The organism is Flammeovirga sp. AWQ4_249 (genome assembly GCF_056161045.1).
Genome location: NZ_JBSWYJ010000010.1, coordinates 123052 through 148875 on the forward strand (window position 1 = coordinate 123052; position 25824 = coordinate 148875).

A 25824-nucleotide genomic window follows, 5' to 3' on the forward strand; every position below is an offset into this window, starting at 1 on the left:
TTTTATTCTGAGATAGCCTGATTTCATAGTTTTAAGCATATCATTTAAGAAATTCATAGTTTATTTCTGGATCTTAAAATTAAATCCAATATTAATTTAGGCATTTTTGTTTTATTAAATAAATAATATGAATCTTTTTTTATCAAAATCATTTACAATTTTATTTCGACTTCTTCTTCCACTTAATTTATTGATGCACCCAATACATTTAAGTGTTTGTGAAATGAATTACAATAAATCAACAAAAGGAGTAGAAATAGCTGTTAAGGTATTTTTTGATGATTTAGAAAAAGGTGTAATAAATGAAGGTGGACCTGAATTACATCTTTATACAGAAAAAGAGGTGAAAAATAGTGATACTTATATTTTGGATTACTTTCAAAAGCATCTCAAAATTAAAGTAAACAATAAAGATACTCAGCTTCAATGGGTAGGAAAAGAAACCGATCCTAAAAAAGATATTCAATCATTATGGGTTTACCTTGAAATAAAAGATATCAAAAAGGTAAAGGATTTAGAAGTTGAAAATACAATCTTGTTTGATGTTCATGAAGATCAAAGAAATATGTTTCATCTCACATGTAATGGTAAAAAAGTAAGTTGGTTATTTGATTCTGAACAATTATCCAAAACAATTCAATGGTAATCATTGCTTAATCTAAGAATTCGTTTGTATATTAATGAATTAATCAATCATTCAAGCTAAACCGATAGATGTTGCGCTTTGCATATACAAGATGAATTTACAAGCATATAAACGAATCAGATTTTTACTGATACTATTGTCAATCTCTTTTCTCTGGAATATTCAAGCTTTCGCTACTCATATTAGAGCAGGTGATTTGACAATGAGAAGAACTAATGATACATCATTACAATACGAAATTACTGTAATCCTTTATAGAGATGTTACCGGTGTGCAAGCTGGTGAAGGTACTATATCTTTTGGTGACGGATCGGATAATGCGACTGTTTCACCTGAGGATTTGGGATATACTGAAGATGGAGAAACTCAAATTATTAGATACCGAGCTACACACACTTTTCCTGCTGTAGGTAATTACAAGATTAGCTATTTCGAAAGGAATCGTAACCCTGGTGTGAGAAATATGGATATTTCTTCTGAAACTCCATTTTATATTCAATCAGAGTTTATGATCAACCCTGTTTTAGGATTAAATAGCTCACCTTTTCTTCTAATTCCTCCTGTAATTAAAGGTGCCGTTGGACAAAAATTCATTCACAATGCTGGAGCATACGATGTGGATGGTGATAGTTTGTCTTACCGATTAACTGTATGTCTTCAAGGAGAAGATACGCCTGTTTCTAATTATAGATATCCTGATGATCCTGCTGAAGAATGGTCTCGAGAAACGGAAGATTGTGAAATTCCTCCTGTATTTTATATCGATGAATATACAGGTGATTTAGTGTGGGATGCTCCTTTCGTTCCTGGTGAATATAATATTGCATTCTTAGTTGAAGAGTGGAGAGATGGAATTCGAATAGGTGCTGTAAACAGAGATATGCAGGTAATTATTACCGATCCGTTGAATTTAAGGCCTACAATTGAAACGCCTAATGATACGTGTGTAATTGCTGGGACTGAATTAACAAAAATAATAAATGCATACGATCAAGATGCACCTCCATGTTATAATCCGGATTCTACAATCGACTGGGGTCCTCATGCTATTGAGTTAAGTATTGCTCAAAAAGATGATGATATCAATGTTGTTCCTTATGTAGACATGCGTTTTGATGTAATATATGGTGGGACAAATGGTAACGAAGCGGATGGTACATTTAGATGGACTCCAAACTGTTCTGATATTCGAGCTGCACCTTATCAAATTACTTTTGAAGCAAAAGATACTCCTGTGGGAAATAATGTTCAGTTAGGAACTTTAAAAAATTGGAACGTAACTGTTTTAGGACCTGCTCCGGAAGGACTAACTGCAACACCTCCAACAAATGAAGAGCAATTGGCTTATGATAACAAGATTACCTTAAATTGGGATCAGTATCAATGTTCTAATGTGGAGAATATTTATATCTATAGAAAAATAGGATCTCTTGATTTTGAGCCGACCTGTGAAACTGGGCTTCCTTCTTGGACAGGTTATGAATATATTGGTGAAGTTGAAGGGAATGAAACAGTTTACGTTGATAGAGATGTAGAGCAAGGTATCACGTATTGTTATAGAATATATGCCTCTTTTGAATCACCTGAAGGAGGAGAAAGTGTTGCCTCTTTAGAAGCTTGTGCATTTATTCCAGACTCTCAATATATTGTAAATACAGATGTAAATGCAACGGGAGAAGATGACGGTGAGATCTTAGTAAGATGGACTAATCCAATTGAAATTGATCCAGGTGTTACTGTAAAATATAATATTTATAGGGGTACTGGAACAGTTGAACAAGAGGATATAGATTATGTTAAATTAAATGGTACACCTCTTTCAATGAATGATACAATTTATAATGATAGACTCTTAAATACTGAAAATGAGCATTATCATTATAGAATTGAATTACTCGAAAATGATGCTCCAGCAGATACAACTTATATAGCTAATTATGTTAGGTTGTCAGCTCAAACAGGAATTGATTTTGTCGAACTTTCCTGGGGAGGTACTGTTCCATGGAGTTTAACACCTGATTCTGTAGTTATTAATAATGGAGATACTGTAGGTGTATATCATTATGTCTATCGTAAAATTGAAGATGAAGAAACAAATTATTCTCTTTATGATAGTGTATTTGTACATACAGAAGGTTTGAGATATACTGATACTGGTACTGAATTAGATCCTCTTGATGACAGAAAATTATATTCGTATTATGTGACAACATATGGCTCGTATGAACAGCCAATGATTGCAGAACCTCTGATAAATAAGACACAAGAATTGACAGTGGAATTACTCGATACTATTCCGCCTTGTCCTCCTATCTTATCTATTAGAAATTATGATGATGGATTATTAATTACTGATATTAATAATTGTAATGCTATTGAACCTTATACAGATGGTCCAAAAGATTGTGATAAAGATAGATTTGAAGTTACATTGACTTGGGAAAATCAGTTAGGAGGAGAATGTGACGAAGATATAGTTGGTTATAATATTTATTACTCTCAAAGGGAAGTTAGCGCTCGTTTTGACTTTGGAGGCCCTATAGCCTATATCGACCATCCTAGTGGTACACCATTGACAGATGAAGTAATGTTTGATTTCTTAAATAGAGAATACTTGGCAGGATCATATGCTGTGACAGCAGTTGATAATTCAGGAAACGAAAGTGCTCTAAGTAATATTATAGTTCAAGACAATTGTGTATTCTATGAAATGCCAAATGCATTTAGTCCTAATGGAGATGGTATCAATGATGAACTAACACCAATGCAATGTCCTCAGTTTGTTCAAAGTATAGAGTTTACAGTTTATAATCGTTTAGGGACAGCTATTTATACTTATAAAAGTGATGAACATGATGGTGATATTAAAATCAATTGGGATGGAAACCTTGAAAATGGTAAAGCTGTAGAACCTGGGAATTATTATTATGAAGGGATTTTAAAGACGTATCGATTGAATCAAAGTGATGAGACTCAGGAGATAAAAGGTTCTTTTGTTATCCTAAGAGGAAAAGATAATGTCAATAAATAATCTTAATACATACGTATAAATCAAAATAATTATATTTTTGTAAAAGTATCTTCATTGTAGGATGCTTTTACTTTTTTATAGTGAGTTATTTTAATTAAGAACTTAACTTTTTTATCTAAGGAATTCATTCTTGAGATACCTGAAAAATTGAATATGAAATTAAAAGTAATCATAAGCGGAGGAGGGACAGGTGGTCATATCTATCCAGCGATTGCAATCGCAAATGCTGTTAAGGCAAAAAGACCAGATATAGAAATACTTTTTGTTGGTGCTGAAGGTAAAATGGAAATGGAAAAAGTACCAGAAGCAGGATATGAAATTGTTGGTTTACCAATTTCAGGTATTCAGAGAAGTTTATCAATAGCTAATTTATCTTTTCCAATAAAATTGATAAAGAGTCTTTGGAAAGCTAGTAATATCGTTCGTGAATTTAAACCTAATGTTGTTGTTGGAGTCGGAGGCTATGCAAGTGGTCCAATTATGTGGAAAGGGCAATCTCGCCGTATTCCTACTGTAATTCAAGAACAAAATGGATATGCCGGTTTGACGAATAAAATTCTAGGAGGAAAAGCTGAAAAAATTTGTGTGGCTTATCCTGGAATGGAGCATTATTTTCCGAAAGATGTGATTTCATTCACAGGTAATCCTGTTCGACAAGACATTGTTGACTTAGAAAGTAAAAAAGAAGAAGGGTATAAAGAGTGGGGTTTCTCTCCAGATAAAAAAGTAGTTTTTGTATTTGGAGGAAGTCTTGGAGCTTTAACATTAAATGATAGTATGGCCCAAGGAGTTCAAAAGTTACTAGATCAAGGTATTCAAGTAATTTGGCAGACAGGAAAATACTATTATGAAAAATATCATGCTGAATTTGGTGATAAAGAAGGTTTACATGTTGTTTCATTTATAAAAAACATGGCCAATGTTTATGCTATTTCAGATGTTGTAGTTGCTCGTGCAGGAGCCTTATCAATTTCTGAATTGTGTTTAGCAGGACTACCTTCTATTTTAGTTCCTTCTCCTAATGTGGCAGAAGATCACCAAACTAAGAATGCAACTGCTTTAGTAAATGAAAATGCTGCAATTCTTATAAAAGATAATGAAGCAAGAGAAAAGTTGGTGGATCAAATAGTGTCTTTAATGAATGATGAAAATAAATTAAATGCATTGAGCACTGAGATTAAAAAACTTGCAAAACCAAATGCTGCTGATGATATCGCAAGTACAGTAATTCGTATAGCAGAAAAGCATTATCAGAGAATGAATTAATTTGAAAAGAATGTTACCAAAATATCTATATTTTTTAGGAGTAGGAGGAATTGGAATGAGTGCATTAGCTCGATGGTTTAATGCCAATGGTTCCACTGTAGAAGGGTATGATAAGACAGAAACAGAACTGACAAAAAAACTTCAAGAAGAAGGAATTAATATTGTATTTGATGATAGTGTAGAAGCACTTTCAAAAGAATTATTGTCTTTACCAAAACAAGATGTTCTTGTAGTATATACACCGGCAATACCTTTTTCACATCAAGGAATGCAATACCTAAAAGAAAATGGTTATACACTGAAGAAGAGAGCAGAAGTTCTAGGAATAATTACTAATAATAGTTTTACAATTGGAATTGCAGGAACGCACGGTAAAACTACTACTTCTTCAATGTTATCACATTTATTGAAACATGCCAATAAAAATGTTTCTGCATTCTTGGGTGGAATTTCCACAAATTATGATACTAATATGCTACTTGGTGATAGCAATAAGCAAGATCACTTAGTAGTAGTAGAAGCAGATGAATTTGATCGTTCTTTTTTACAATTGTCTCCAGATATTATTGGGGTAACTAGTTGTGAAGCTGATCATTTGGATATTTACGGTGACGAAAAAGCTGTTTTTACTTCCTTTCAGGAGTTTATTAATAAACTACCTAAAAATGGAAAGTTGTACTTAGAGAGTAGTATTAAAGAATTACATGCAGAAGACTCTATTTCAACTCATACTTATGGTATTGATAAAGGTGATATTAAAGCAACCAATCTAAAAGTGAAAGATGGAGCTTTTGTCTTTGATGCAAAAATAGGTAGTACCGATTTTGAAAACATATATCTACAAATGCCAGGCTTTCATAATGTTTCAAATGCATTATTAGCTATGTCAATTGCACTTTCAGTTGGATTAACTAAGGAAGAGGTTATTGCTGGTGTAGAATCTTATAAGGGTGTAAAAAGGAGATTTGAAAAATGGGTGAACACATCAGAAAAGGTGTACATTGATGATTATGCACATCACCCAACGGAGATTACAACTTTTATCAATTCACTGAAAGCATTATATCCTAATGAAAAAATCACAGTGATTTTTCAACCTCACTTATATTCTAGAACAGCTGATTTTGCAGATAATTTTGGGGAAAGTTTGTCAATTGCAGATGAAGTATGGTTATTACCTTTATATCCTGCAAGGGAAGAATTTGTTGAAGGTGTAAACTCTGAAATGTTATTAGGGAAAATTCTTCATGATAACAAAAAGATTGTTGAAGATAAAGATCTTTTAGAAGAAGTAAAGAAGTTTGAGAGCAGAGTGATCGCAACAGTAGGAGCAGGAAATATAGATAGATTTATTAAAGATATAGCTCATATTCTTAATTGATAGATTATGAAACAGGAAAATACACTAACAAAATTATTGTCTAAAAAAGGAATGACAAGTATACTTGTGTTATTAGGTATATTGTTAATAACTATTGTTTACACTTTAACTAGACAAAATAATTTTATTAATGATGGGGAACTTATCATTAATGTGACAAACTATAACGCACCAAGATTTGTAGAGGATACAGAGATTAAAGATGCAATCACAAAGATGAATCTTGATCACAGGGAATTGAATCAAATTTCAATTAAAGAAATTGAAAACTCATTGAATTCAATACAATTTGTGAGGAAAGCAGAAGTATCAAGAGATGTGAAAAATAATCTCATCATAGATATTGAACAAGATAGACCAATCGCAAGAGTAATAACACCGAGTGGAAAATCTACATATATCAATCAAGAAGGAAAATTGATTGGACTTTCTAAAAAATACGCAGCAAGAGTATTATTGATCACAGGCCAAGGGACAGAAAGATTAATGTCTCATAAATACTGGAAGGAAAATGAATACGGTCAAAACCTCCTTTACTTTGTAAATAAACTAAGTAATGATCGATTTTGGAATGCACAAATCACTCAGATTAATTTAGAAAAAGATATGGCGATTACTGCAATTCCACAAGTAGGAAAAGAACGTATAGAATTCGGTTTACCCAATGAATTTGATAAAAAATTAGGTAAACTTAAAGTATATTATAATACAATTTTATCCTCGAAAGGATGGAATGTCTATAAGAATATAAAATTACAATATGAGGGACAAATTGTATGTAACTAGTAAATTCAATTTGAATAATTTGCTTTTTTGATAACATATTAAGAAATTTTGATTTTTTAATAGGTTATTGGAATTTTTAATCCCCAATTATAAAATAAACCCACAAGTTACTCATCATAAATTTGTTTAGAGTATGGAAGAAGAAAAGATTATCGTAGGGCTTGATATTGGAACTACAAAGGTGTGTGCTGTTGTAGGAAAGATGAATGAGTATAATCAATTAGAGATATTAGGATTAGGTCATTCAACTTCTGAAGGAGTACGTGATGGTACGGTGAGTAATATTGCAAAGACTACTGAAGCAATTGATCAAGCAATTACAGCCGCTGAACAAGACTCACAAATTGAGATTAATGTTGTAAATGTGGGTGTTGCGGGTAAACATATAAAAAGTTTTCGTCAACATGGAAGTATTACCCTTCCACACCAAGAAGATGAAATTTCTGTGACAGATGTAGAACGTTTAACGAATGATATGTACCGAGTGATTACTGAGCCTGGTACTGAAATCATCCACGTTTTACCATTGCATTATACTGTTGATAGTGAGGAAAAGATCAAGGATCCTGTCGGTATGGCAGGGGTTAAACTTGAAGCAGATTTTCATATTGTAACAGCAAATTCAAATTCAATACGTAACATCAAAAAATGTATTGAAAGAAGCAATTTGGAATGTGATCAAATGATGCTTGAGCCTCTTGCATCAAGTATGGCTGTTCTAACAGAAGAAGAAAAAGAAGCTGGAGTTGCCATCGTCGATATTGGAGGAGGTACTACAGATATTGCTATTTTTTATGACGGAATCATCCGTCATACAGCAGTAATTCCTTTTGGTGGAGATATTATTACATCTGATATTAAGCAAGGTTGTGCAGTTATGCAACATCAAGCAGAGCTATTAAAAGTGAAGTTTGGTCAGTCGATGGCTGTAAATACTAATGAAGATGAAGTAGTTGAAATTCCGGGGATTAACAATAGAACTCCAAAAGAAGTCTCTATTAAAAATCTTGCTTATATCATCGAAGCTAGAATGGAAGAGATCATTGATTTGATCAATGCTGAATTGAGAGCTTCAGGTTATATGGATAAACTTGCTGGAGGATTAGTGCTAACAGGTGGTGGATCAAAACTTAAAAATATCCAACATTTGTTCGAGTATAAAGTTGGTTTAGATACTAGAATTGGATATCCAACAGCATTTCTCGGTAAAAGTGATAGATCTGAAAAAGTAAAAGATCCAAAATTCTCAACAGCTTTAGGATTAGCACTAGCTGGCTTTAAAGCACTTGATCAAAGAGAATTGGATCGACCAAGAAGTATTTATCAACAAGATGTAAAAGAACCATCTACTGTAGAAAAAGAGAGACCAGTTGCAGAACAGACTCCTTCTACACCAAGAGGAAAAAATATATTTTCAGATTTTCTTCAAAAGGCAAAAGATTTGCTTATTGATGATTATGATGATACAGAAGATTATAAAGATTAATCAATTATATTACATGTTAATTGGATAGTTTTCTATAATTCTGTATTTTCATTTAAGAAATTGAGTACTTTAGTGTATAAAATCATACACATGTGCCATTTTATTGAAATATTGCTATTATTTTAGCAATTCAAATTTTTGATATAATTAGCAACAACTATTGTTGTATAAAAAATAAATTTTTTAAAGTCTATGGCTGAAACGAGCTACGAGTTTGATATGACAAGCAACCCTGCTGCAAACAAGATCATTAAAGTGGTCGGTGTTGGTGGCGGAGGAGGAAATGCTGTGCGTCACATGTATGAACTTGGAATCCACGATGTAGATTTCTTTGTGGCTAATACTGATAAGCAAGCATTGGAATCTAGTCCTGTACCCAATAAAATACAATTAGGGATTGAACTAACTGAAGGATTAGGAGCAGGTGCAAAACCAGAAATTGGAAGAGAATCAGCTTTAGAAACAAAAGATGATATAAAATCTTTCCTATCAAATGGTACGAAGATGGTTTTCGTAACTGCTGGTATGGGAGGCGGTACAGGTACAGGAGCAGCACCTGTGATTGCAGAAATCGCAAGAAGCTTAAATATCCTTACTGTTGGTATCGTAACAATGCCTTTTAAATTTGAAGGTAAACCAAAAGAAAGAAGAGCTCTTCAAGGAATTGAAGAATTAAAAGAACACTGTGACACTGTTTTAGTTATTCTAAACGAAAAATTAAAAGAAGTTTATGGCCGTTCTTCTATGCGTGAAGCATTTGCTCAAGCGGATAACGTTTTAGCAAGAGCAGCAAAATCTATTGCAGAAATTATTACTGTAGATGCATACATTAACGTTGACTTTGAAGATGTTAATACTGTAATGCGAGATGCTGGTACTGCTGTAATGGGATCTTCTATTGAATCAGGTGAAGACCGTGCAATCAGAGCTACTGAAGCTGCAATTGCGTCTCCATTATTGAACAATACAGATATTACAAATGCGAAGTACATCTTATTATCATTAGTTGTAAGTGATTATGACGATTTAGATATGAGTGAACTTGAGCAAGTAACTACATATATACAAGAAAAAGCAGGCCAAGAAGCGGAAGTTATCTTTGGTGTAGCTAAAGATGAATCATTAGGTGATGCAATTAGTGTAACTGTAATTGCAACAGGTTTTGAAGAAGAAAAAGAAGCAAAGCCTGCTAGTGATTTTTTTAGCAAAGGGGAGCCAGGCGTAAGCAACACAAGTTCTAGAATAAGTACGTCTATTCCAGTTGCCAAGCCTACATCACAAATTAAAGAGGAAAAACCTCCAGTTGTTGAAGAAAAGAAGATTGAGGAAGAAAAACCTCAAGTTGTCGAAGCTTCAGCGGTTCCCCTAAAGGAAGAAGAGCCTAAAAAAGTCGTATTTTCATTAGAGGATGACTACACAAGTGGTGAACCTGTAAAGAAAACTACTTCTGAAAATACTTCATCTTCAACAAGTGAAGCAGCTAAACTAAGTAGCTACAAAAAATTTGAGTCAATTAAAGATATCTCTAACGAAGATATGAAAGACTTAAGAGATGTTCCTGCTTACATGAGAAGAGGTGTGAAATTAAATCCACCTTCATCTAAGGAAAGCGAAACGGAATAATTTTGTTGAAGACAAAAAAGCCATCAATATTTCAATATTGATGGCTTTTTTTATGCTTTATTTTTATTTAATCTCGATTTATAATACAAATTCAATAAAGTACCACTAACAACAAGAAACATCCCTATTATTACTTCTAAAGTGAAAAACTCTCCAAAGAAATACATACCATACAAAGCTCCATAAATTACACTTGTATAATTCATACTTGAAACCGTAAGTGCATCATCCTCGGATTGATATGCTTTTGTCAATAAGATTTGACCTATCTGAGAGAGGATACCTATACTTAATAAGGCAACCCAAATAATTGGCTCTGTTGGCATAACCCAATCAAAATAACTCCATATTCCAGCTATAGGAACAGCGACAAATGGAAAATAAAAGACAACTACTACAGGATGCTCTTTTCCTTTTAATTTACCTATAACTGTATAGGCTGCAGCAGATCCTATAGCACCAGCAATAGCAATTGTTAAGTATAAAGGATCTACTCTAGGATCAAAGCCTTTAATAAAAACAACCCCGATTATACTTATGGAAAGAAATAGGAATTGAATTGGTTTTAAAGGCTGCTTTAAAAATAACATTGCAAATAATGCAGTAAATAGAGGAGCTAGATTTTGCAGTACCACAGCTGTTGCAAGTGGGAGATTCTGAAAACTAGCGAAAACAAGTATTAGTGAAACAGTTCCAAAAAAACCTCTTAATAAGAGTAATAACTTGTTATTGCCCCATATGTAAACACCAGCTTTCTTGAGTGTGACATAGCTTAAAACTAGTGAAGTCAATGCTCTAAAGAATACTACTTCTTGAGGTGGAATTTCTGGTATTGCTTTTACAATCAATTGCATAGTAGTCATCACCAATGCTGCTAATAGCATTTGTTTGACGCCACTTCCGACTTTTAAACTCATAATTTTTTAATAAGAGGAGTTTCATATCAATAATCCAACAAAAATAGAACTTTCAATAGTTCACAAGCTTACTTTTTTAGTTTTTATTTGTCAATAAAAGAATTCTATTGATTTTTATCAGTGCTGATTTCTTTTTTACTAACGAAATTTGGTACAAGCTTTAATAAAATGAACATGCACTCAGACAAAAATATTGAAACTTGCTACCACTGCGGAGAAGATTGCGTAGATGAAATAATAAAAAATGAAGAAGATAAGTCATTCTGTTGTAATGGGTGTCATATGGTATATGAGCTTTTGCAAGAAAATGATCTTCAAGAATATTACCGTTTAAATAATCAACCGGGTGTAAGACAAAAAGGTAAATCTCAAAAAGAAAAATTAGCGTACCTGGATGATGAAACTATAATTAATAAATTATTAGATTTTTCTGATGGAACTACAGCTAGATTAAGTTTTTACTTACCTCAAATTCATTGCTCATCGTGTATTTGGCTTTTAGAAAAACTTCCTAGTTTGAGTGAGGGAGTTCTTGAAGCAAAAGTAAACTTCTTAAAGAGAGAAATTTATATTACTTATTTAGAAGAGAAATTAAGTTTAAGAACAGTTGTTGAGCTTTTGATTAACCTTGGTTATGAGCCATTAATTAATCTTGAGGATTTAGATAAAAATAAAAAGGAAAAAGCAAGAAAAGCAAAAGAGAAATCATTTTATATTAAGCTCGGTATAGTTGGTTTTTGCTTTGGGAATATCATGATGCTGAGTTTTCCAGAATATCTAGGTATCACTGTTGAAGATCAGTCATTTATTGAACTATTTGGTTATCTAAATTTGGTGTTAAGTATACCTGTTTTCTTTTATGGAGCAAGAGATTACCTGACTTCAGCATGGCATGCATTAAGACATAAAGGAGTCAATATAGATGTTCCAATTTCTTTAGGAATTCTAGCTTTATTTTTAAGATCAGCCTATGAAATATTAACGTCAACCGGAGCAGGATATTTAGACTCCTTAGGTGCATTAATTTTTCTTTTATTGATAGGAAAATGGTTTCAACAAAAAACGTTTGATAATATCTCCTTCGAAAGAGATTATAAATCCTATTTTCCTATTGCAGTAACGCGTATTGTAAATGGAAAAGAAGAAAATATTCCTCTTTCAAAGTTGAAGGTAAATGATACTTTAATCATAAAAAATGGAGAATTAATACCCGCAGACGCTATTCTAAAAAAAGGAGAGGGGAGAATTGATTATAGTTTTGTAACAGGTGAATCAGTTCCAATAAAAAAGTCTTCAGGTGATATCTTGTTCGCTGGTGGAAAACAAACTTCGGGGATAATTGAAATTGAAACCACCAAAGAAGTATCTCAAAGTTACCTGACAAGGCTTTGGAATGAACAGACTTTTCAAGAAGAAAAGATTAAAGATTTACTTCAATCGAAAACGAATATTATAAGTAAGTGGTTTACAATAGCAATTTTAGCTATTGCTACTATAGCTTGTATTTATTGGTGGAATGTGGATGGGGCTACTCATGCAGTGAACACATTTACTGCAGTTTTAATTATCGCATGTCCTTGTGCATTAGCATTAAATGCTCCCTTTGCATTGGGAAATGCAATGAGAATAATGGCTCGATTTGGAATGTATACAAAGGATACTATCGCGGTAGAAAAAATGGCCTCTATTGATCATATAGTATTTGATAAGACAGGTACAATTACATCGGCTAAAGAACAGACGATTGTTTTCGATGGAGATCAATTATCTGAAGAGCAGCTAGATTTAATATATGCCTTAACTTCTCAATCCACGCACCCTGTTAGTAGTCGAATCGCTCAGTATGTTAAAGCATATGATAATAATTTGAAAGTAGAGAATTTTGAAGAAGTACAAGGAAATGGTATAAAAGGTGTTGTTAATGGAATAGAATTGAAAATGGGTAAAGCTACCTTCGTCAAAGCTCCAAAAGATACTAAAGGTACATTCCAGACAGTTTCTTATGTCTCTATTAATGGTGAAATAATCGGGAAATATCTGTTATCTCAATCTCTAAGAAATGGTATTCAAGATTTACTTTCTCAATTAAAAGAAAAGGATTTTAAAATTTCATTATTATCAGGTGATAATGCTTCAGAAAAAGAGAAGCTTTTAAATTTCTTTCCTCAAGGAACTGAAATGTTATTTGAGCAATCTCCAAAAGATAAAATGACATTTATTCAAAACCTTCAAAATCAAGGTGAGAAAGTGTTGATGATTGGAGATGGTTTAAATGATGCAGGAGCTTTAAAACAAGCAGAAATAGGAATAGCTGTTGCAGAAGACGCCCATCAATTTTCTCCAGCTTGTGATGCAATTATAGCCGCAGAGAAAGTAAAAGATTTAAATACTTACCTTAAGTTTTCAAAGAATGCAATGATAATGGTATATCTAGGCTTCATTGTTTCTTTTTTATATAATATTCTCGGTTTATCATTTGCTGTTCAAGGAAATCTTTCTCCTTTAATTGCAGCGATTTTAATGCCTTTAAGTTCAATATCAGTAGTGTTACTTGGTACTTTGGGGACAACATGGAGTGGGAAATCTTTTCTGAAAAAGTAAAAAAAGGCTGACTCATTAATGAAATGAATCAGCCTTTTGTCCCTATTTGTCTTATTTTTTAATCGTTAAATTGTGAGATATCTCCTGATCCTGAAACTTTAATTTTTGTTTTTTCAGGTTGACCTTTATAACGGATATCTCCTGATCCTGAGACTTTTGCAGTAATTTCTTCAGTAGCCCAACAATCTACATCTCCTGAGCCACTAACAGATATCGTAACAATTTTTGACTCCATATCTTTAGCATCGATATCAGCAGAACCACTCACAGAAATTGAAAAAGTATCTGCTTTACCTTCTAAATCTAATTCTCCAGAACCACTTAAACTTGCATTTAATTCAGTCACATTTACTTCTCCTGTAAAACTTCCAGAACCACTACCTGCTAGCTTTAAGGTCTCAGATTTCATTTCACCTTTTGATGTAATGTCTGATGAACCAGAAAAGCTAATTGATGAAAGGTTTTGATTATAAGTTAAAGAAATATCAGCTCTAACATTGCGAACACCTTTCTTAGGACGAATAACTAGTTTGTCTCCGTTTACTTCTGTGATAACATCTGAAGGTTTTGTATTTCCGTGAAGATAAACAGTTATCTCATTTTTATTGCCAGTTTTAAGGTTTACATCCATAGAACCGCTGATTCCAATAGTTGAAAAATTGCTTAATGTACGTACGTCTGTTTCCTGTGCGTGAACAAATGATGAAAAAATGGTAATGATGCTTAGTATTAATAATCTTGTTTTCATTTTTTATTGTATTTTTGTCTGCATTGTTATCCATCGAATTTACGAATAACAACAATTAACAATTGAATTGTGTGTGTAAATCACTGTATATGCCCTAAAGACAAAGGAAATTTTAATAGGTTGCATCAAAATAGGGTTGTGACCAAAATAGGGTTACTTTTGTCATCCTTTTTTTGAAGAAATATGTGGTTATTCGTGTTTTGAAAGATTGATACAAAAAAAATATTATAAATATACTATCTCATGAACGACTTAAGACAAGAAGACTTTGAGGTAAAAAAGTTAGGTAAAGCTACTTTATTATCTCCTATTTATAAAAACTACGCAGAGGAAGAGATTAGTAACGAATTATTCATTGATGAGTCAAGAAGAATCGTTTACGATGCTTCACTAAAAAGTTATAAAGAAGTACTTTCAGTTGGAAACGAGCCTATTTCATTTATGAAGGCTGGTCCACGTAAAGAAATATATTTTGATCCTTCTAAGACAAAAGCTGCAATCGTAACTTGTGGTGGTCTTTGTCCTGGTATTAATAATGTAATTCGAGGATTAGTAAACGGATTATACTATAGATATAAAGTAAGAAACATTTGGGGTATCCAATATGGTTACCAAGGATTGATTCCAGAATATGGTCATGAAATGGTTAAATTAACGCCAGATGTAGTTAAAGATATTCACTTATTTGGTGGTACTATTCTAGGTTCATCAAGAGGTCGTCAAGATATATCAGCAATGGTTGATGCTCTTGAAAGAGAAAATATCAATATCTTATTCACAATTGGTGGTGATGGTACTTTATCAGGTAACCACGTTATTAATGAAGAAATTGAAAGAAGAGGTTTAAAAATTGTTACTGCGGGTATTCCGAAGACAATTGACAATGATGTAAACTTCATGACAAAAACTTTCGGTTTTGATACTGCATTTACTACGGCTGCCGCTGTTGTACGTGATGCTCATAATGAAGCAACAGGTGCTTATAATGGTGTTGCAATTGTGAAGCTAATGGGTAGAGACTCTGGATTTATTGCTGCAAATGCTGCGTTAGCAATGCCTGATGTAAACTTTGTATTAGTACCTGAATCTGATTTTGATTTACACGGTGAAAAAGGCTTTTTAGCAGCATTGAAGGAAAGAGTAGTAGATCGTCATCACGCATTAGTAGTAGTTGCTGAAGGTGCTGGTCAACATCTTTTTGAAGGTGAAGATAAAGAAACGGATAAATCTGGTAACATCAAGCATAAAGATATTGGTGTTTATTTAAAGGATGAAATCAATAAATTCTTTAAGAGCGAAGATATTGAGGCAACGGTTAAATATATTGATCCGTCATACATCATCCGTTCTGAAGTAGCCATTCCTGCAGATAGTGTATTCTGTAATGATTTAGCATTAAATGCAGTTCACGGTGCTATGGCAGGTCTTACTGATTTCGTAGTAGGTCGTTGGCATAACCAATTTACATACTTACCAATTCCTGTAGCTACAGCTTCAAGAAAGAAAATTGATGTAAATGGTCCATTATGGTGGGCAGTATTGGAAACAACTGGCCAACCTATCAATATGAGAAATGACTAATCATTTTGAATCAATATAGAAAGAAAAGGTATCTTTAAGATACCTTTTTTTATGTCCAATTGGGTAATTTTCCTATAGATTCTTAATAGATTTTTTTAAATTCCATCTAAGCACATTTTTCTGAATTTTATTCATTATTTTGATGAATAATTTTTTTATACCAAACGTATATTTGAATAAAGAGGAACACAATCGTCAAATATGAAAGTAATTATTCCTGTAGCTGGTCGTGGTTCAAACCTTCGCCCTTTAACAAATACTCAACCAAAAGCATTGTTACCTGTAGCAGGTAAGCCTGTTATTGCACATATTATTGATATTTTTATTGAATCAGGGTTTGATGATTTTATCATTGTAATTGGTTATATGGGAACTAGGATTGAATCTTTTATTCAAGATAATTACAAAGATTTTAAAGTTAATTTTGAATTTGTTGTCCAAATTCCAAGAGAAGGTTCAGCACATGCTATATACGTAGCTAAGGAATTTTTTGATAAAGAAGAAGAGGTCATGGTTTGTCTAGGTGATTCTATCGTCAACCTTGATATACAACAAATGTTAGATAATCCTCATTCAGTAGTCGGGTATCAGAAAGTAGATAATCCTGGTCAAGTAGGCGTAGCTGAAATTCATCCAAAAGGTGGAGTGAAAAAGTTTGTTGAAAGACCGATTATTCCAAAGTCAAATTTAGGTTTAGTTGGGGTATATAAAATTATTGATATTCCTACCTTTATCAAAGGTCTTGAGTATGTAATTGACAATAATATTTCTTCTCAAAATGAAATAGTAATTACCGGTGCGCTACAATATATGATTGAAAAAGGATGTCATTTTGATGTTCAAGAAGTAGAAAATTGGTACGATTGTGGCGCGAGAGACTCACTTTTAGAAGCAAATGCAACATTATTAACTCGCCCAGGCTTTCAATTGACAACGACGGAGGACATTAAGTGTGAAAATTCAATTATTATTAATCCAGTCAAGATTGGAGAAAATACAATCATCAAAAATTCGATCATTGGTCCTAATGTAGTTATTGGTGAAGATGCAATTATTGAAAATTGTATTATTGAAAACTCAATTATTGGTGCATTTACTCATTTAAAAGATCTTCTATTAAAGAAGTCTCTAGTTGGGCATGATTCTACTTTGAAAGGAATAGCTCAAAGTTTAAACCTTGGAGATCATACGGAAATCAACTTTGGAAACTAATGATAAAATAAAAGGTTGGGATGCTTTTTATATAGATAAAAATGCATTCGGTAAACCTTACCCTGAATTGGTTAAAATACTGAAGGGTATCGTTCCTAAAAAATCCTTATTAGACTTAGGAGCAGGGCAGGGAAGAAATGCTTTTTTAGCTAAAAATATAGGTTTTGAAGTAACTGCAATTGATTATTCTGAAACTGGAATTAAACAAATACTTGCTGAAGGAATAAATGCGAGAGTAGAAGATATATTTCAATTTCATTTCGATAAAAAATACCAGGTTATTCTATTAGATGCAGTGATACATTGTCAACCTGAAGACCTTGAAAAAGAAAAAGTGCTATTTAAAAATATAGAAAATCATATCGAGACTGAAGGAGTTTTACTTCTTTTGACACATCAATGGGATATGAGAGAGGATTATTTAATAGATCTTTTTCGAAACAATTATCCAACTTTACAATTACTATTCAACAAGCATATTGAGCACCACTTTTATCCTCCAAAAAGTAAAGAGGAATCAATCATGGAATTAGCCTTTATGTGTTTTGAAAAACAATAAATTACAATGAAAAAAACAGCACTTGTAACAGGCGCAACTTCTGGTATTGGTAAGGCTACAGCCGAAATTTTTGCCGAAAATGGAATTAACCTTATCATTTGTGGTCGTAGAGAAGATAGACTAAAAGTACTTCAGACTGAATTAAATTCTAAAGTAGATGTACATATATTATCTTTTGATGTTCGTGATAAAGAAAGTGTTTTTAATGCTATCAATTCACTTCCAGAACCTTTTAAACAAGTTGATATATTAGTCAATAATGCAGGAAATGCACATGGTTTATCTCCAATTCACGAAGGAGATGTAGATGATTGGGATGCTATGATTGATATTAATGTGAAAGGCCTTTTGTATGTTTCAAAAGCGATTATTGAACAAATGAAAGGAAGAAAGGCGGGGCATATTATCAATATTGGCTCAATAGCTGGTAAAGATGTATATCCAAATGGAAATGTTTATAATGCATCAAAATTTGCCGTAAATGCATTAAATGAAGCGATGCGTTATGATTTAAATGAATTTGGCATTCGAGTAGGAGCAGTTCATCCTGGTTTAGTTCATACAGAATTTTCTGAAGTAAGATTTAAAGGTGATAAAGAAAAAGCAGAAAATGTATACAAAGGGTACGATCCATTGTATGCTGAGGATATTGCCGATATCATCTACTTTATGGTTTCAAGAAAACGTCATGTAAATATTGCTGATTTGGTAGTTTATCCAACAGCACAAGCATCGGCTACAATTCTGAATAAGAATCTTTAGACAAAAATAAAGCCCTATACAAAAGTGTAGGGCAGTTACATAAAAATTAATAGAAAAGGCCTAAACCATCGGTTCCTAGGTCTTTTTTTAGGTCTTCTTTAAAGATCGCCATATATCCGTCATCTTTTAAAGATAAGGCTTCTTGTTCTGTTTGAGGAACAATCAATTCTCCATCCTCATTTGAGAAAATAACATTAGAGTCTCTAAACATTTTAAAGCACTCTATAGCTTGTTCCTTAATTTTTTCCATGTCCATGATAGTACAATTTAAATGAAAAAATATATAAAGGGTATACCTAATAACGAAGATTAAGATGGAATTGTTCTATTGTCTTTTAAAATAGTGATAAAAAAAGATCAATAAACTAAGTGTCTACTGATCTTTTTTTATGTGAAAATTGAAATACTATTTCATAATAGTCTCTTCACGGTCAGGACCAAGAGAAACCATAGTGATTGGTACTTCAATGTAATCTTCGATAAATTTGATGTAATCCATCAACTCTTGAGGAAGCTCCTCGAAAGAAAGTTTTGGATCCACTTCTTGATTCCACCCTTTTAAAGTAGTGTAAATCGGTTCTTTGATATCTTCTAAATCGTAAGGAACTTCTTTCGTTTTAGTACCATCTTTTAATAAGTATTCGGTACAGATTTTGATTTCTTCAAACGTATTCATCACGTCGGCTTTCATCATAAATAATTCTGTAGCACCGTTGATCATAACGGCATACTTAAGGATTGGTAAATCTAACCAACCACATCTACGTCTACGACCAGTAGTTGCACCAAACTCATGACCTAAGTTTTGTAATGCTTCACCAGTTTCATCAAATAACTCTGTAGGGAATGGACCTGAACCCACACGTGTACAGTAAGCCTTGAAAATACCGTAGATATTTTTCTGAGCATTAGGAGCAACGCCTAATCCAGTTGAAGCACCTGCAGCGAAAGTATTTGAAGAAGTAACAAATGGATATGAACCAAAGTCAACGTCCAATAAAGTACCTTGAGCACCTTCAGCCAATACTTTTTTACCTGCTTTTAATGAATCGTTAACGAAATATTCGCTATTTACGAAAGTCATTGTCTTTAAGAAATCAACTGCAGAGAAGAATTCTTTTTCCATTTCAGGAAGTTGCTCAGTATAATCGAAATCATAGAATTTCAAGATTTCAATATGTTTAGCTTTTAAAGCCTCATACTTTGCTTGGAAGTCTTCAGCAAATAAATCACCTGTTCTTAAACCAACACGAGCAGATTTGTCTTGGTATGTTGGTCCAATACCTTTTAATGTAGATCCAATTTTTTGATCACCTTTACTTTTTTCATAGGCAGCGTCTAGCAGTCTATGAGTAGGGATAATCAAGTGCGTTTTCTTTGAAAGTAAGATTTTATCTTTGATATCAGAAAAACCAGCAGCTTCTAATTTTTCGATTTCCTCGCGGAAAATACGGATATCAAGTACCACACCATTACCAATGATATTAGCAGTTCCATCTTGGAATACACCCGATGGGATTTGGTGAAGAACGAATTTTTTACCATCAAACTCTAATGTGTGCCCAGCGTTTGGTCCGCCTTGGAAACGTGCAACAACATCATACTTTGGAGCAAGGACGTCGACAACTTTGCCTTTTCCTTCATCTCCCCATTGCATACCTAAAAGAATATCCATTCTTAATAGAATTTATTATAGATCTGTATTAATTTAAAGTTTAAGGTGGTTAGTCTCTGCTCAAACGAAGTTCTTGCATAGCTTCTCCACGTCTTTCACAAGTTTTGATCACTTTATCAAGTTTTGTAATCCTTAATAATTTTGATAATTGATCAGGAGGCGAAAGTAATAACATTCTACCATTGTGTTTTGAGATATCAGTATATAATCTAACTAACATACTCAAACCACCACTATTCATATGGTTTACATATCTTGCATCAACGACAAAGTCAGTATTCCCAGATTTAGTAAATGACTTTGCATCTCTTACTAAAATCTTTTCTTTAGGTAAACCCAAAAAGTCGCCTTTTAATTTAACAATGATGATTCCATCATAAATAAAGAAACTGTAATCCATTTTTTTATCCTGTAAGTGAAAAACGACACAAATATAACTTGTAGATAGTTATGAATCTGTAACTAATTCTAATTTTATTTCATCTTAACGTATTTATATGCTAATCTTTCAAATTAATAAGAAAAAAAGCTGATATTTGCAGCTATCAACTAACAAAATTTGGCAATGAATACATTTGGAAAACAATTTCGAATCACAACTTTCGGTGAATCTCATGGTAGAGCTATTGGTGTTACAATCGATGGATGCCCTGCGAATGTGCCATTTGATTTGGAAAAAATACAAGAAGAATTAGAAAGAAGGAAACCTGGGCAGTCAAAAATTACTACTCAGAGAAAGGAGGCAGATTCTGTAGAAGTATTGTCAGGAGTATTTGAAGGAATGACTACAGGTACACCCATTGCATTATTAATTTGGAATCAAGATCAAAGAAGTAAAGATTATTCTCATATTAAAGATGTATTTAGACCGTCTCATGCTGATTACACTTACCATGCAAAATATGGGAATAGAGATTATAGAGGAGGAGGAAGAAGTTCTGCAAGAGAAACGGCTGCTCGTGTAGCTGCTGGCGCTGTCGCAAAACAATTCTTATCTGCGATAGGGATTACTTTTAATGCCTATGTTTCTGAAGTTGGAGACATAAAAGTAAGTGATGATTATGCGACATTAGATTTCAATGAAATCGAAAATAACATTGCAAGATGTCCAGATGCAGAAAAAGCAGAACAAATGATTGAATTAATTGATCAAGTTCGTAAAGATCGTGATACAATTGGTGGTATTGTATCTTGTGTAATTCAGAATGTACCAGCTGGATTAGGTGAACCTGTTTTTGATCGTTTAAATGCTGAATTAGGAAAAGCGATGCTAAGTATCAATGCCTGTAAAGGTTTTGAATATGGAAGTGGTTTTGCGGGAACAAAATTGAGAGGTTCTCAACATAATGATGCATTTTATACTGATGAAGAAGGTAAAGTAAGAACAAAAACTAATTTATCAGGAGGTATTCAAGGTGGTATCTCAAATGGTGAAGATATTTACTTTAAGACAGCTTTCAAACCTGTCGCAACAATTATGGTAGATCAAGACTCGATAGATAAAGAAGGAAATGAAGCAACGGTTTCTGGTAAAGGCCGTCATGATCCTTGTGTTGTGCCAAGAGCAGTGCCTATCGTCGAAGCGATGTCTGCTTTAGTAATTGCAGATATGATGCTTCGTGCTAATTCGAATAGATTAGATCAACTAAAGAAATAGTTTCTAAAAATAGAGTAATAATAAAGAACCCTCATCTTCATGAAATTGTAGATGAGGGTTTTTCTTTTGTCAATAAAAAAATCCTCTTCTCGTGAGAAAAGAGGATTTTTAGTATGAACTAATATATCTTAGTTATCAAAGATATTTACGTCATTTAAGTCTTCGAATGCTTTCTCTAAACGAGCGATCATAGACTCTTCAGAAACACGTAACCATTTACGTGGATCGTAGTATTTCTTATTTGGCTCATCAGCACCTTCTGGGTTACCGATTTGACCTTGTAAGTAATCATGGTATTTAGCTTCATAACCGCGGATACCATCCCAAGTTGCCCATTGAGTATCAGTATCAATGTTCATTTTGATCACACCGTAAGAGATACCTTCACGAATTTCTTCTAAAGAAGAACCAGAACCACCGTGGAATACAAATTTAACTGGCTTCTTAGATTCAGTACCGTGCTTCTCTACGATATATTTTTGAGAATCATCCAAGATAGAAGGCGTTAATTTAACGTTACCTGGCTTATAAACACCGTGTACGTTACCAAACGCTGCAGCTACTAAGAATTTATGGTCGATAGCACCTAATTGCTCATATGCATAATCAACTTCAGAAGGTTGAGTATAAAGACGAGATGGATCAACGTCAGAGTTGTCAACACCATCTTCCTCACCACCTGTGATACCTAATTCGATTTCAAGAGTTTGACCCATTTTAGCCATACGCTCGAAGTATTTTTTAGAGATTTCCATGTTCTCTTCAATTGGCTCCTCAGAAAGGTCAATCATGTGAGAAGAGAATAAAGGCTTACCAGTTTCTGCCATGAATTTCTCAGAAGCATCTAATAAACCGTCAACCCATGGTAATAATTTTTTCGCACAATGGTCAGTGTTAAGAATAACACGAGCACCATATTGCTCAGCCAACTCATGAACGTGCTTTGCACCAGCGATTGCACCAGCGATAGCAGCAGCTTGGCCTTCACCTTTAATGCCTTTACCTGCGTAGAAAGAAGCACCACCGTTTGAGAATTGAATAATAACTGGAGCTTTTAATTTAGCAGCAGTTTCCATTACAGCGTTTACTGAGTTAGTACCTACACAGTTTACAGCTGGAAGAGCAAAACCCTTTTCAAGTGCGTATTGATATACTTTTTCTACGTCTTCACCAGTGATTACACCTGGCTTAATGTCGTTAATGTTGAAAGACATAATATTATATTGAATAATTTGTGATACTATGCATAAACATTTATGCAATTTGCTTTGCAAAGATACAACACATTAATCTTTTTTTATAGAACGATTTTGGTGATTTTAGTAATATTAATAAGAGTATTTTGGTCAATTTCACTCTATTTTGAAGGTGTATTTTTTACGTATAATTGACTAATTAATTAATGTTTAATTATAGGGAAGTTCAATCGTAAAAGCGTTTTAAAACGGCAAGAAGAGGGCTATTATGAAAAAAAAACTAAAAAATGCATACGAAGATACCAAGAAGTTTTTGCATTGTGCTCTTATTGAATATCTTTACGACTCATATACATTTAGTATATTGAACGAATATTGATCTCTAGACAGAATAAAGTTTCTTATGGCTTGGTTCAAAAGAAAAGAACAGGGGATTCAAACCCCTACTAGTGAAAAGAAAGATTCACCTGATGGTCTTTGGTATAAAACAAACCAAGGCAAAATTATACATATGCAGGAATTACGTGAAAATGCTTACGTATGTCCTGATGATGAATTTCATGTAAGAATTGGTTCAAAAGAGTATTTTGAAATCATCTTTGATGATAACAAATTTACTGAACTAGATGAAAACATGACTTCTGGTAATCCTTTATCATTTAAGGATAGTAAAACTTATGAAGACAGAATTGCAGCAAGTCAAAAGAAAACAGACTTGAAAGATGCATGTAGAACTGTTGTTGGTAAAGTAAATGGTCTTGACTTAGTTGTAAGTTGTATGGACTTTAGCTTTATCGGTGGTTCTATGGGTTCTGTAGTTGGTGAGAAAATCGCAAGAGGTATTGATCATGCATTAGCGAATAAAATGCCATTCTTAATGATTTCTAAATCAGGTGGTGCTCGTATGATGGAAGCAGGTTTCTCATTAATGCAAATGGCAAAAACTTCGGCGAAGTTAGCTTTACTTGATGAGGCAGGTTTACCATACATCAGTTTACTGACTGATCCAACAACAGGTGGTGTTACAGCATCTTATGCGATGTTAGGTGACATAAATATTGCAGAACCAGGTGCCCTTATCGGTTTTGCAGGTCCTCGTGTAATTCGTGAGACAATTGGTAAAGATTTACCTAAAGGTTTCCAAAGTGCAGAGTTCCTTCAAGAACATGGTTTTGTTGATATGATTGTTAACAGAAGAGAATTAAAAAGAAAATTAACTACAATTTTGAAGATGCTTCAAAATTAATTGTGATTTTTCTAAATATAAAAGCCCTCAGAATTGCATTCTTGATTCTGAGGGCTTTTTTTTGTAATTACTTTCATTGAAAGTAGATTTCATTTTTTGTAGATATATTTATCCCCAATTATATATTAAAGCATGCGTGAGAGTACCGGTAAGAGGAATATCGATTGGTTGACAATTTTTTTATACAGCACAATGGTGGTTGTAGGTTGGCTAAATATTTATGCTGCTGTTTATCAGCCTGATGCACCAACTAGTATTTTTTCTTTAAGTTTAAATTCAGGAAAGCAATTAATGTGGATTGCTGGTGCAGCAATAATAGCAACGTCAATAATGCTTATTGATTTTAAGTTTTTCAGTACGTTTGCTTACCCAATTTTTGGAATTACATTACTTGCACTTTTAGGAGTACTAATTATTGGCCACTCTGCAGGTGGTAACACATCATGGTATAAAATAGGATTTATAAGAATTCAACCTTCAGAGTTTGCTAAATATGCCTTAGCACTTGCTTTGGCTAAATATATAGATAATCCTACAGTCAGGATTGATAAATGGTCAGGTGGATTATTACAAGCTTTTGCTATTATTGGGATGCCTACAATATTAGTGTTGTTACAAAAAGATACAGGTTCAGCTATGGTATTCTCAGCTTTCTTCTTGATGCTTTACAGAGAAGGAATGCCACAGTATATTATGCTATTAGGATTATGGTTTGTATTTCTATTCGTTACAGCATTAGTATCAACTTCTTTAGTTGCTGGAGTAATATTAGGAGTGTTGGGTTTATTAGCAATTGCATTTATAATTTATACGAAGAAAAATAAATCACTTATCTTTTTAATATGCTTTTTCGGGGGAATATCTTTTCTGTTTACAGAAGGTATAGATTATATTTTATACGATATATTGCGTCCACATCAACGTAAAAGAATTGAGGTATTAGTTAATCCTAATATTGACCCATTAGGAGTAGGTTATCAAGTGACGCAATCTAAAATTGCGATTGGATCAGGAGGATTAGTAGGAAAAGGATTTTTAGAGGGTACACAAACAAAGTTTAATTTTGTGCCAGAACAATCAACAGATTTTATTTTCTGTACAATCGGTGAAGAACATGGATGGATTGGAAGTATTGTTACAATCGGTCTGTTTGCTGCATTAATAATACGCTTAATCATCTTAGCAGAACGGCAAAAGTCTCGATTTGCAAGAGTTTATGGTTATAGTACTGCTTGTATCTTCTTTATTCACTTTATGATTAATATGGGAATGACAATAGGAATTTTCCCTGTGATTGGTATTCCATTACCTTTCTTTAGTTATGGTGGTTCCTCCTTGTGGGCGTTTACATTACTGTTATTCACTTTTGTAAAATTAGATAGTCATCGATCTCAAATGTTGAGTAGAGCATAAAAAAAAAGGATAGTAAATTTAATTTTTACTATCCTTTT

General features: G+C 33.2%; 21 protein-coding genes. 15 read left to right on the top strand and 6 right to left on the bottom strand.

The genetic code is table 11. The features are described 5' to 3' along the window. Window positions 1–193 precede the first annotated feature (193 nt). The 7 genes from ACXAHM_RS10270 (at window position 194) to ftsZ (ending at window position 10219) form a co-directional block, all read left to right on the top strand. Window positions 194–646, top strand: a complete 453-nt coding sequence (locus tag ACXAHM_RS10270; RefSeq protein WP_474960385.1) for a DUF6702 family protein — start codon at window positions 194–196, stop codon at window positions 644–646. 91 nt (window positions 647–737) lie between these two features. Next, window positions 738–3677 (top strand): T9SS type B sorting domain-containing protein, encoded by a 2940-nt coding sequence (locus ACXAHM_RS10275; protein ID WP_474960350.1) that lies wholly within the window; start codon window positions 738–740, stop codon window positions 3675–3677. Window positions 3678–3830: 153 nt separating this feature from the next. Then, window positions 3831–4943 carry an undecaprenyldiphospho-muramoylpentapeptide beta-N-acetylglucosaminyltransferase gene (gene murG, locus ACXAHM_RS10280; protein ID WP_474960351.1) on the top strand — a complete coding sequence of 371 codons (1113 nt, stop codon included), beginning with the start codon at window positions 3831–3833 and terminating at the stop codon, window positions 4941–4943. 10 nt (window positions 4944–4953) lie between these two features. Further along, the gene (gene murC / locus ACXAHM_RS10285; protein WP_474960352.1) at window positions 4954–6324 is read left to right on the top strand and encodes a UDP-N-acetylmuramate--L-alanine ligase; all 1371 of its coding nucleotides are present in this window, start codon (window positions 4954–4956) and stop codon (window positions 6322–6324) included. 6 nt (window positions 6325–6330) lie between these two features. Beyond that, window positions 6331–7110: a cell division protein FtsQ/DivIB gene (locus ACXAHM_RS10290; RefSeq protein WP_474960353.1), complete on the top strand. Its 780-nt coding sequence runs from the start codon at window positions 6331–6333 to the stop codon at window positions 7108–7110. Window positions 7111–7243: 133 nt separating this feature from the next. Further along, window positions 7244–8596, top strand: a complete 1353-nt coding sequence (ftsA, locus tag ACXAHM_RS10295; RefSeq protein ID WP_474960354.1) for a cell division protein FtsA — start codon at window positions 7244–7246, stop codon at window positions 8594–8596. A 192-nt stretch (window positions 8597–8788) separates the two neighbouring features. Then, window positions 8789–10219, top strand: coding sequence for a cell division protein FtsZ (gene ftsZ / locus ACXAHM_RS10300; RefSeq protein ID WP_474960355.1), 1431 nt, complete (start codon window positions 8789–8791; stop codon window positions 10217–10219). Window positions 10220–10269: 50 nt separating this feature from the next. Here the strand turns inward: ftsZ and ACXAHM_RS10305 are convergent, their stop codons facing one another. Beyond that, entirely contained in the window at window positions 10270–11136 is an 867-nt protein-coding gene (locus ACXAHM_RS10305; protein WP_474960356.1) for a DMT family transporter, read from the bottom strand. A gap of 174 nt (window positions 11137–11310) precedes the next feature. Between ACXAHM_RS10305 and ACXAHM_RS10310 the strand changes: the two genes are divergently transcribed. After that, a complete protein-coding gene (locus ACXAHM_RS10310) occupies window positions 11311–13737 on the top strand; it encodes a heavy metal translocating P-type ATPase (RefSeq protein ID WP_474960357.1) in 2427 nt (808 codons plus the stop codon). A 58-nt stretch (window positions 13738–13795) separates the two neighbouring features. On the opposite strand, the gene ACXAHM_RS10315 is transcribed toward ACXAHM_RS10310, so the two are convergent. Continuing rightward, the gene (locus ACXAHM_RS10315; RefSeq protein ID WP_474960358.1) at window positions 13796–14485 is read right to left on the bottom strand and encodes a head GIN domain-containing protein; all 690 of its coding nucleotides are present in this window, start codon (window positions 14483–14485) and stop codon (window positions 13796–13798) included. A 243-nt stretch (window positions 14486–14728) separates the two neighbouring features. On the opposite strand from ACXAHM_RS10315, the gene ACXAHM_RS10320 reads away from it, so the two are divergent. The 4 genes from ACXAHM_RS10320 to ACXAHM_RS10335 all read left to right on the top strand — a co-directional run bounded on the left by ACXAHM_RS10320 (window position 14729) and on the right by ACXAHM_RS10335 (window position 18599). Next, window positions 14729–16066, top strand: a complete 1338-nt coding sequence (locus tag ACXAHM_RS10320) for an ATP-dependent 6-phosphofructokinase (RefSeq protein ID WP_474960359.1) — start codon at window positions 14729–14731, stop codon at window positions 16064–16066. A 201-nt stretch (window positions 16067–16267) separates the two neighbouring features. Beyond that, complete coding sequence (locus tag ACXAHM_RS10325) at window positions 16268–17278, top strand: sugar nucleotidyltransferase (protein ID WP_474960360.1); 1011 nt, start codon at window positions 16268–16270, stop codon at window positions 17276–17278. Then, a complete protein-coding gene (locus tag ACXAHM_RS10330; protein WP_474960361.1) occupies window positions 17268–17837 on the top strand; it encodes a class I SAM-dependent methyltransferase in 570 nt (189 codons plus the stop codon). Before ACXAHM_RS10325 ends, ACXAHM_RS10330 begins: the two co-directional genes overlap by 11 nt. Window positions 17838–17843: 6 nt before the next feature. Beyond that, window positions 17844–18599: an SDR family NAD(P)-dependent oxidoreductase gene (locus ACXAHM_RS10335; RefSeq protein ID WP_474960362.1), complete on the top strand. Its 756-nt coding sequence runs from the start codon at window positions 17844–17846 to the stop codon at window positions 18597–18599. 46 nt (window positions 18600–18645) lie between these two features. Here the strand turns inward: ACXAHM_RS10335 and ACXAHM_RS10340 are convergent, their stop codons facing one another. The 3 genes from ACXAHM_RS10340 to ACXAHM_RS10350 form a co-directional block, all read right to left on the bottom strand. Next, window positions 18646–18849 carry a hypothetical protein gene (locus tag ACXAHM_RS10340; RefSeq protein WP_474960363.1) on the bottom strand — a complete coding sequence of 68 codons (204 nt, stop codon included), beginning with the start codon at window positions 18847–18849 and terminating at the stop codon, window positions 18646–18648. A 156-nt stretch (window positions 18850–19005) separates the two neighbouring features. Continuing rightward, entirely contained in the window at window positions 19006–20274 is a 1269-nt protein-coding gene (locus ACXAHM_RS10345; RefSeq protein ID WP_474960364.1) for an adenylosuccinate synthase, read from the bottom strand. A gap of 49 nt (window positions 20275–20323) precedes the next feature. Further along, window positions 20324–20674, bottom strand: coding sequence for an STAS domain-containing protein (locus ACXAHM_RS10350; protein WP_474960365.1), 351 nt, complete (start codon window positions 20672–20674; stop codon window positions 20324–20326). Between the two features lie 165 nt (window positions 20675–20839). Here ACXAHM_RS10350 and aroC point away from each other — a divergent pair, with 165 nt between their 5' ends. Further along, a complete protein-coding gene (aroC, locus tag ACXAHM_RS10355; protein ID WP_474960366.1) occupies window positions 20840–21931 on the top strand; it encodes a chorismate synthase in 1092 nt (363 codons plus the stop codon). A 128-nt stretch (window positions 21932–22059) separates the two neighbouring features. On the opposite strand, the gene fbaA is transcribed toward aroC, so the two are convergent. Then, window positions 22060–23145, bottom strand: coding sequence for a class II fructose-bisphosphate aldolase (gene fbaA / locus ACXAHM_RS10360; protein ID WP_474960367.1), 1086 nt, complete (start codon window positions 23143–23145; stop codon window positions 22060–22062). A 385-nt stretch (window positions 23146–23530) separates the two neighbouring features. Between fbaA and accD the strand changes: the two genes are divergently transcribed. Further along, on the top strand, window positions 23531–24373 hold the full coding sequence (gene accD, locus ACXAHM_RS10365) for an acetyl-CoA carboxylase, carboxyltransferase subunit beta (protein ID WP_474960368.1): 843 nt from the start codon (window positions 23531–23533) through the stop codon (window positions 24371–24373). A gap of 132 nt (window positions 24374–24505) precedes the next feature. Then, window positions 24506–25786, top strand: a complete 1281-nt coding sequence (gene rodA / locus ACXAHM_RS10370; RefSeq protein WP_474960369.1) for a rod shape-determining protein RodA — start codon at window positions 24506–24508, stop codon at window positions 25784–25786. Window positions 25787–25824 lie beyond the last annotated feature (38 nt).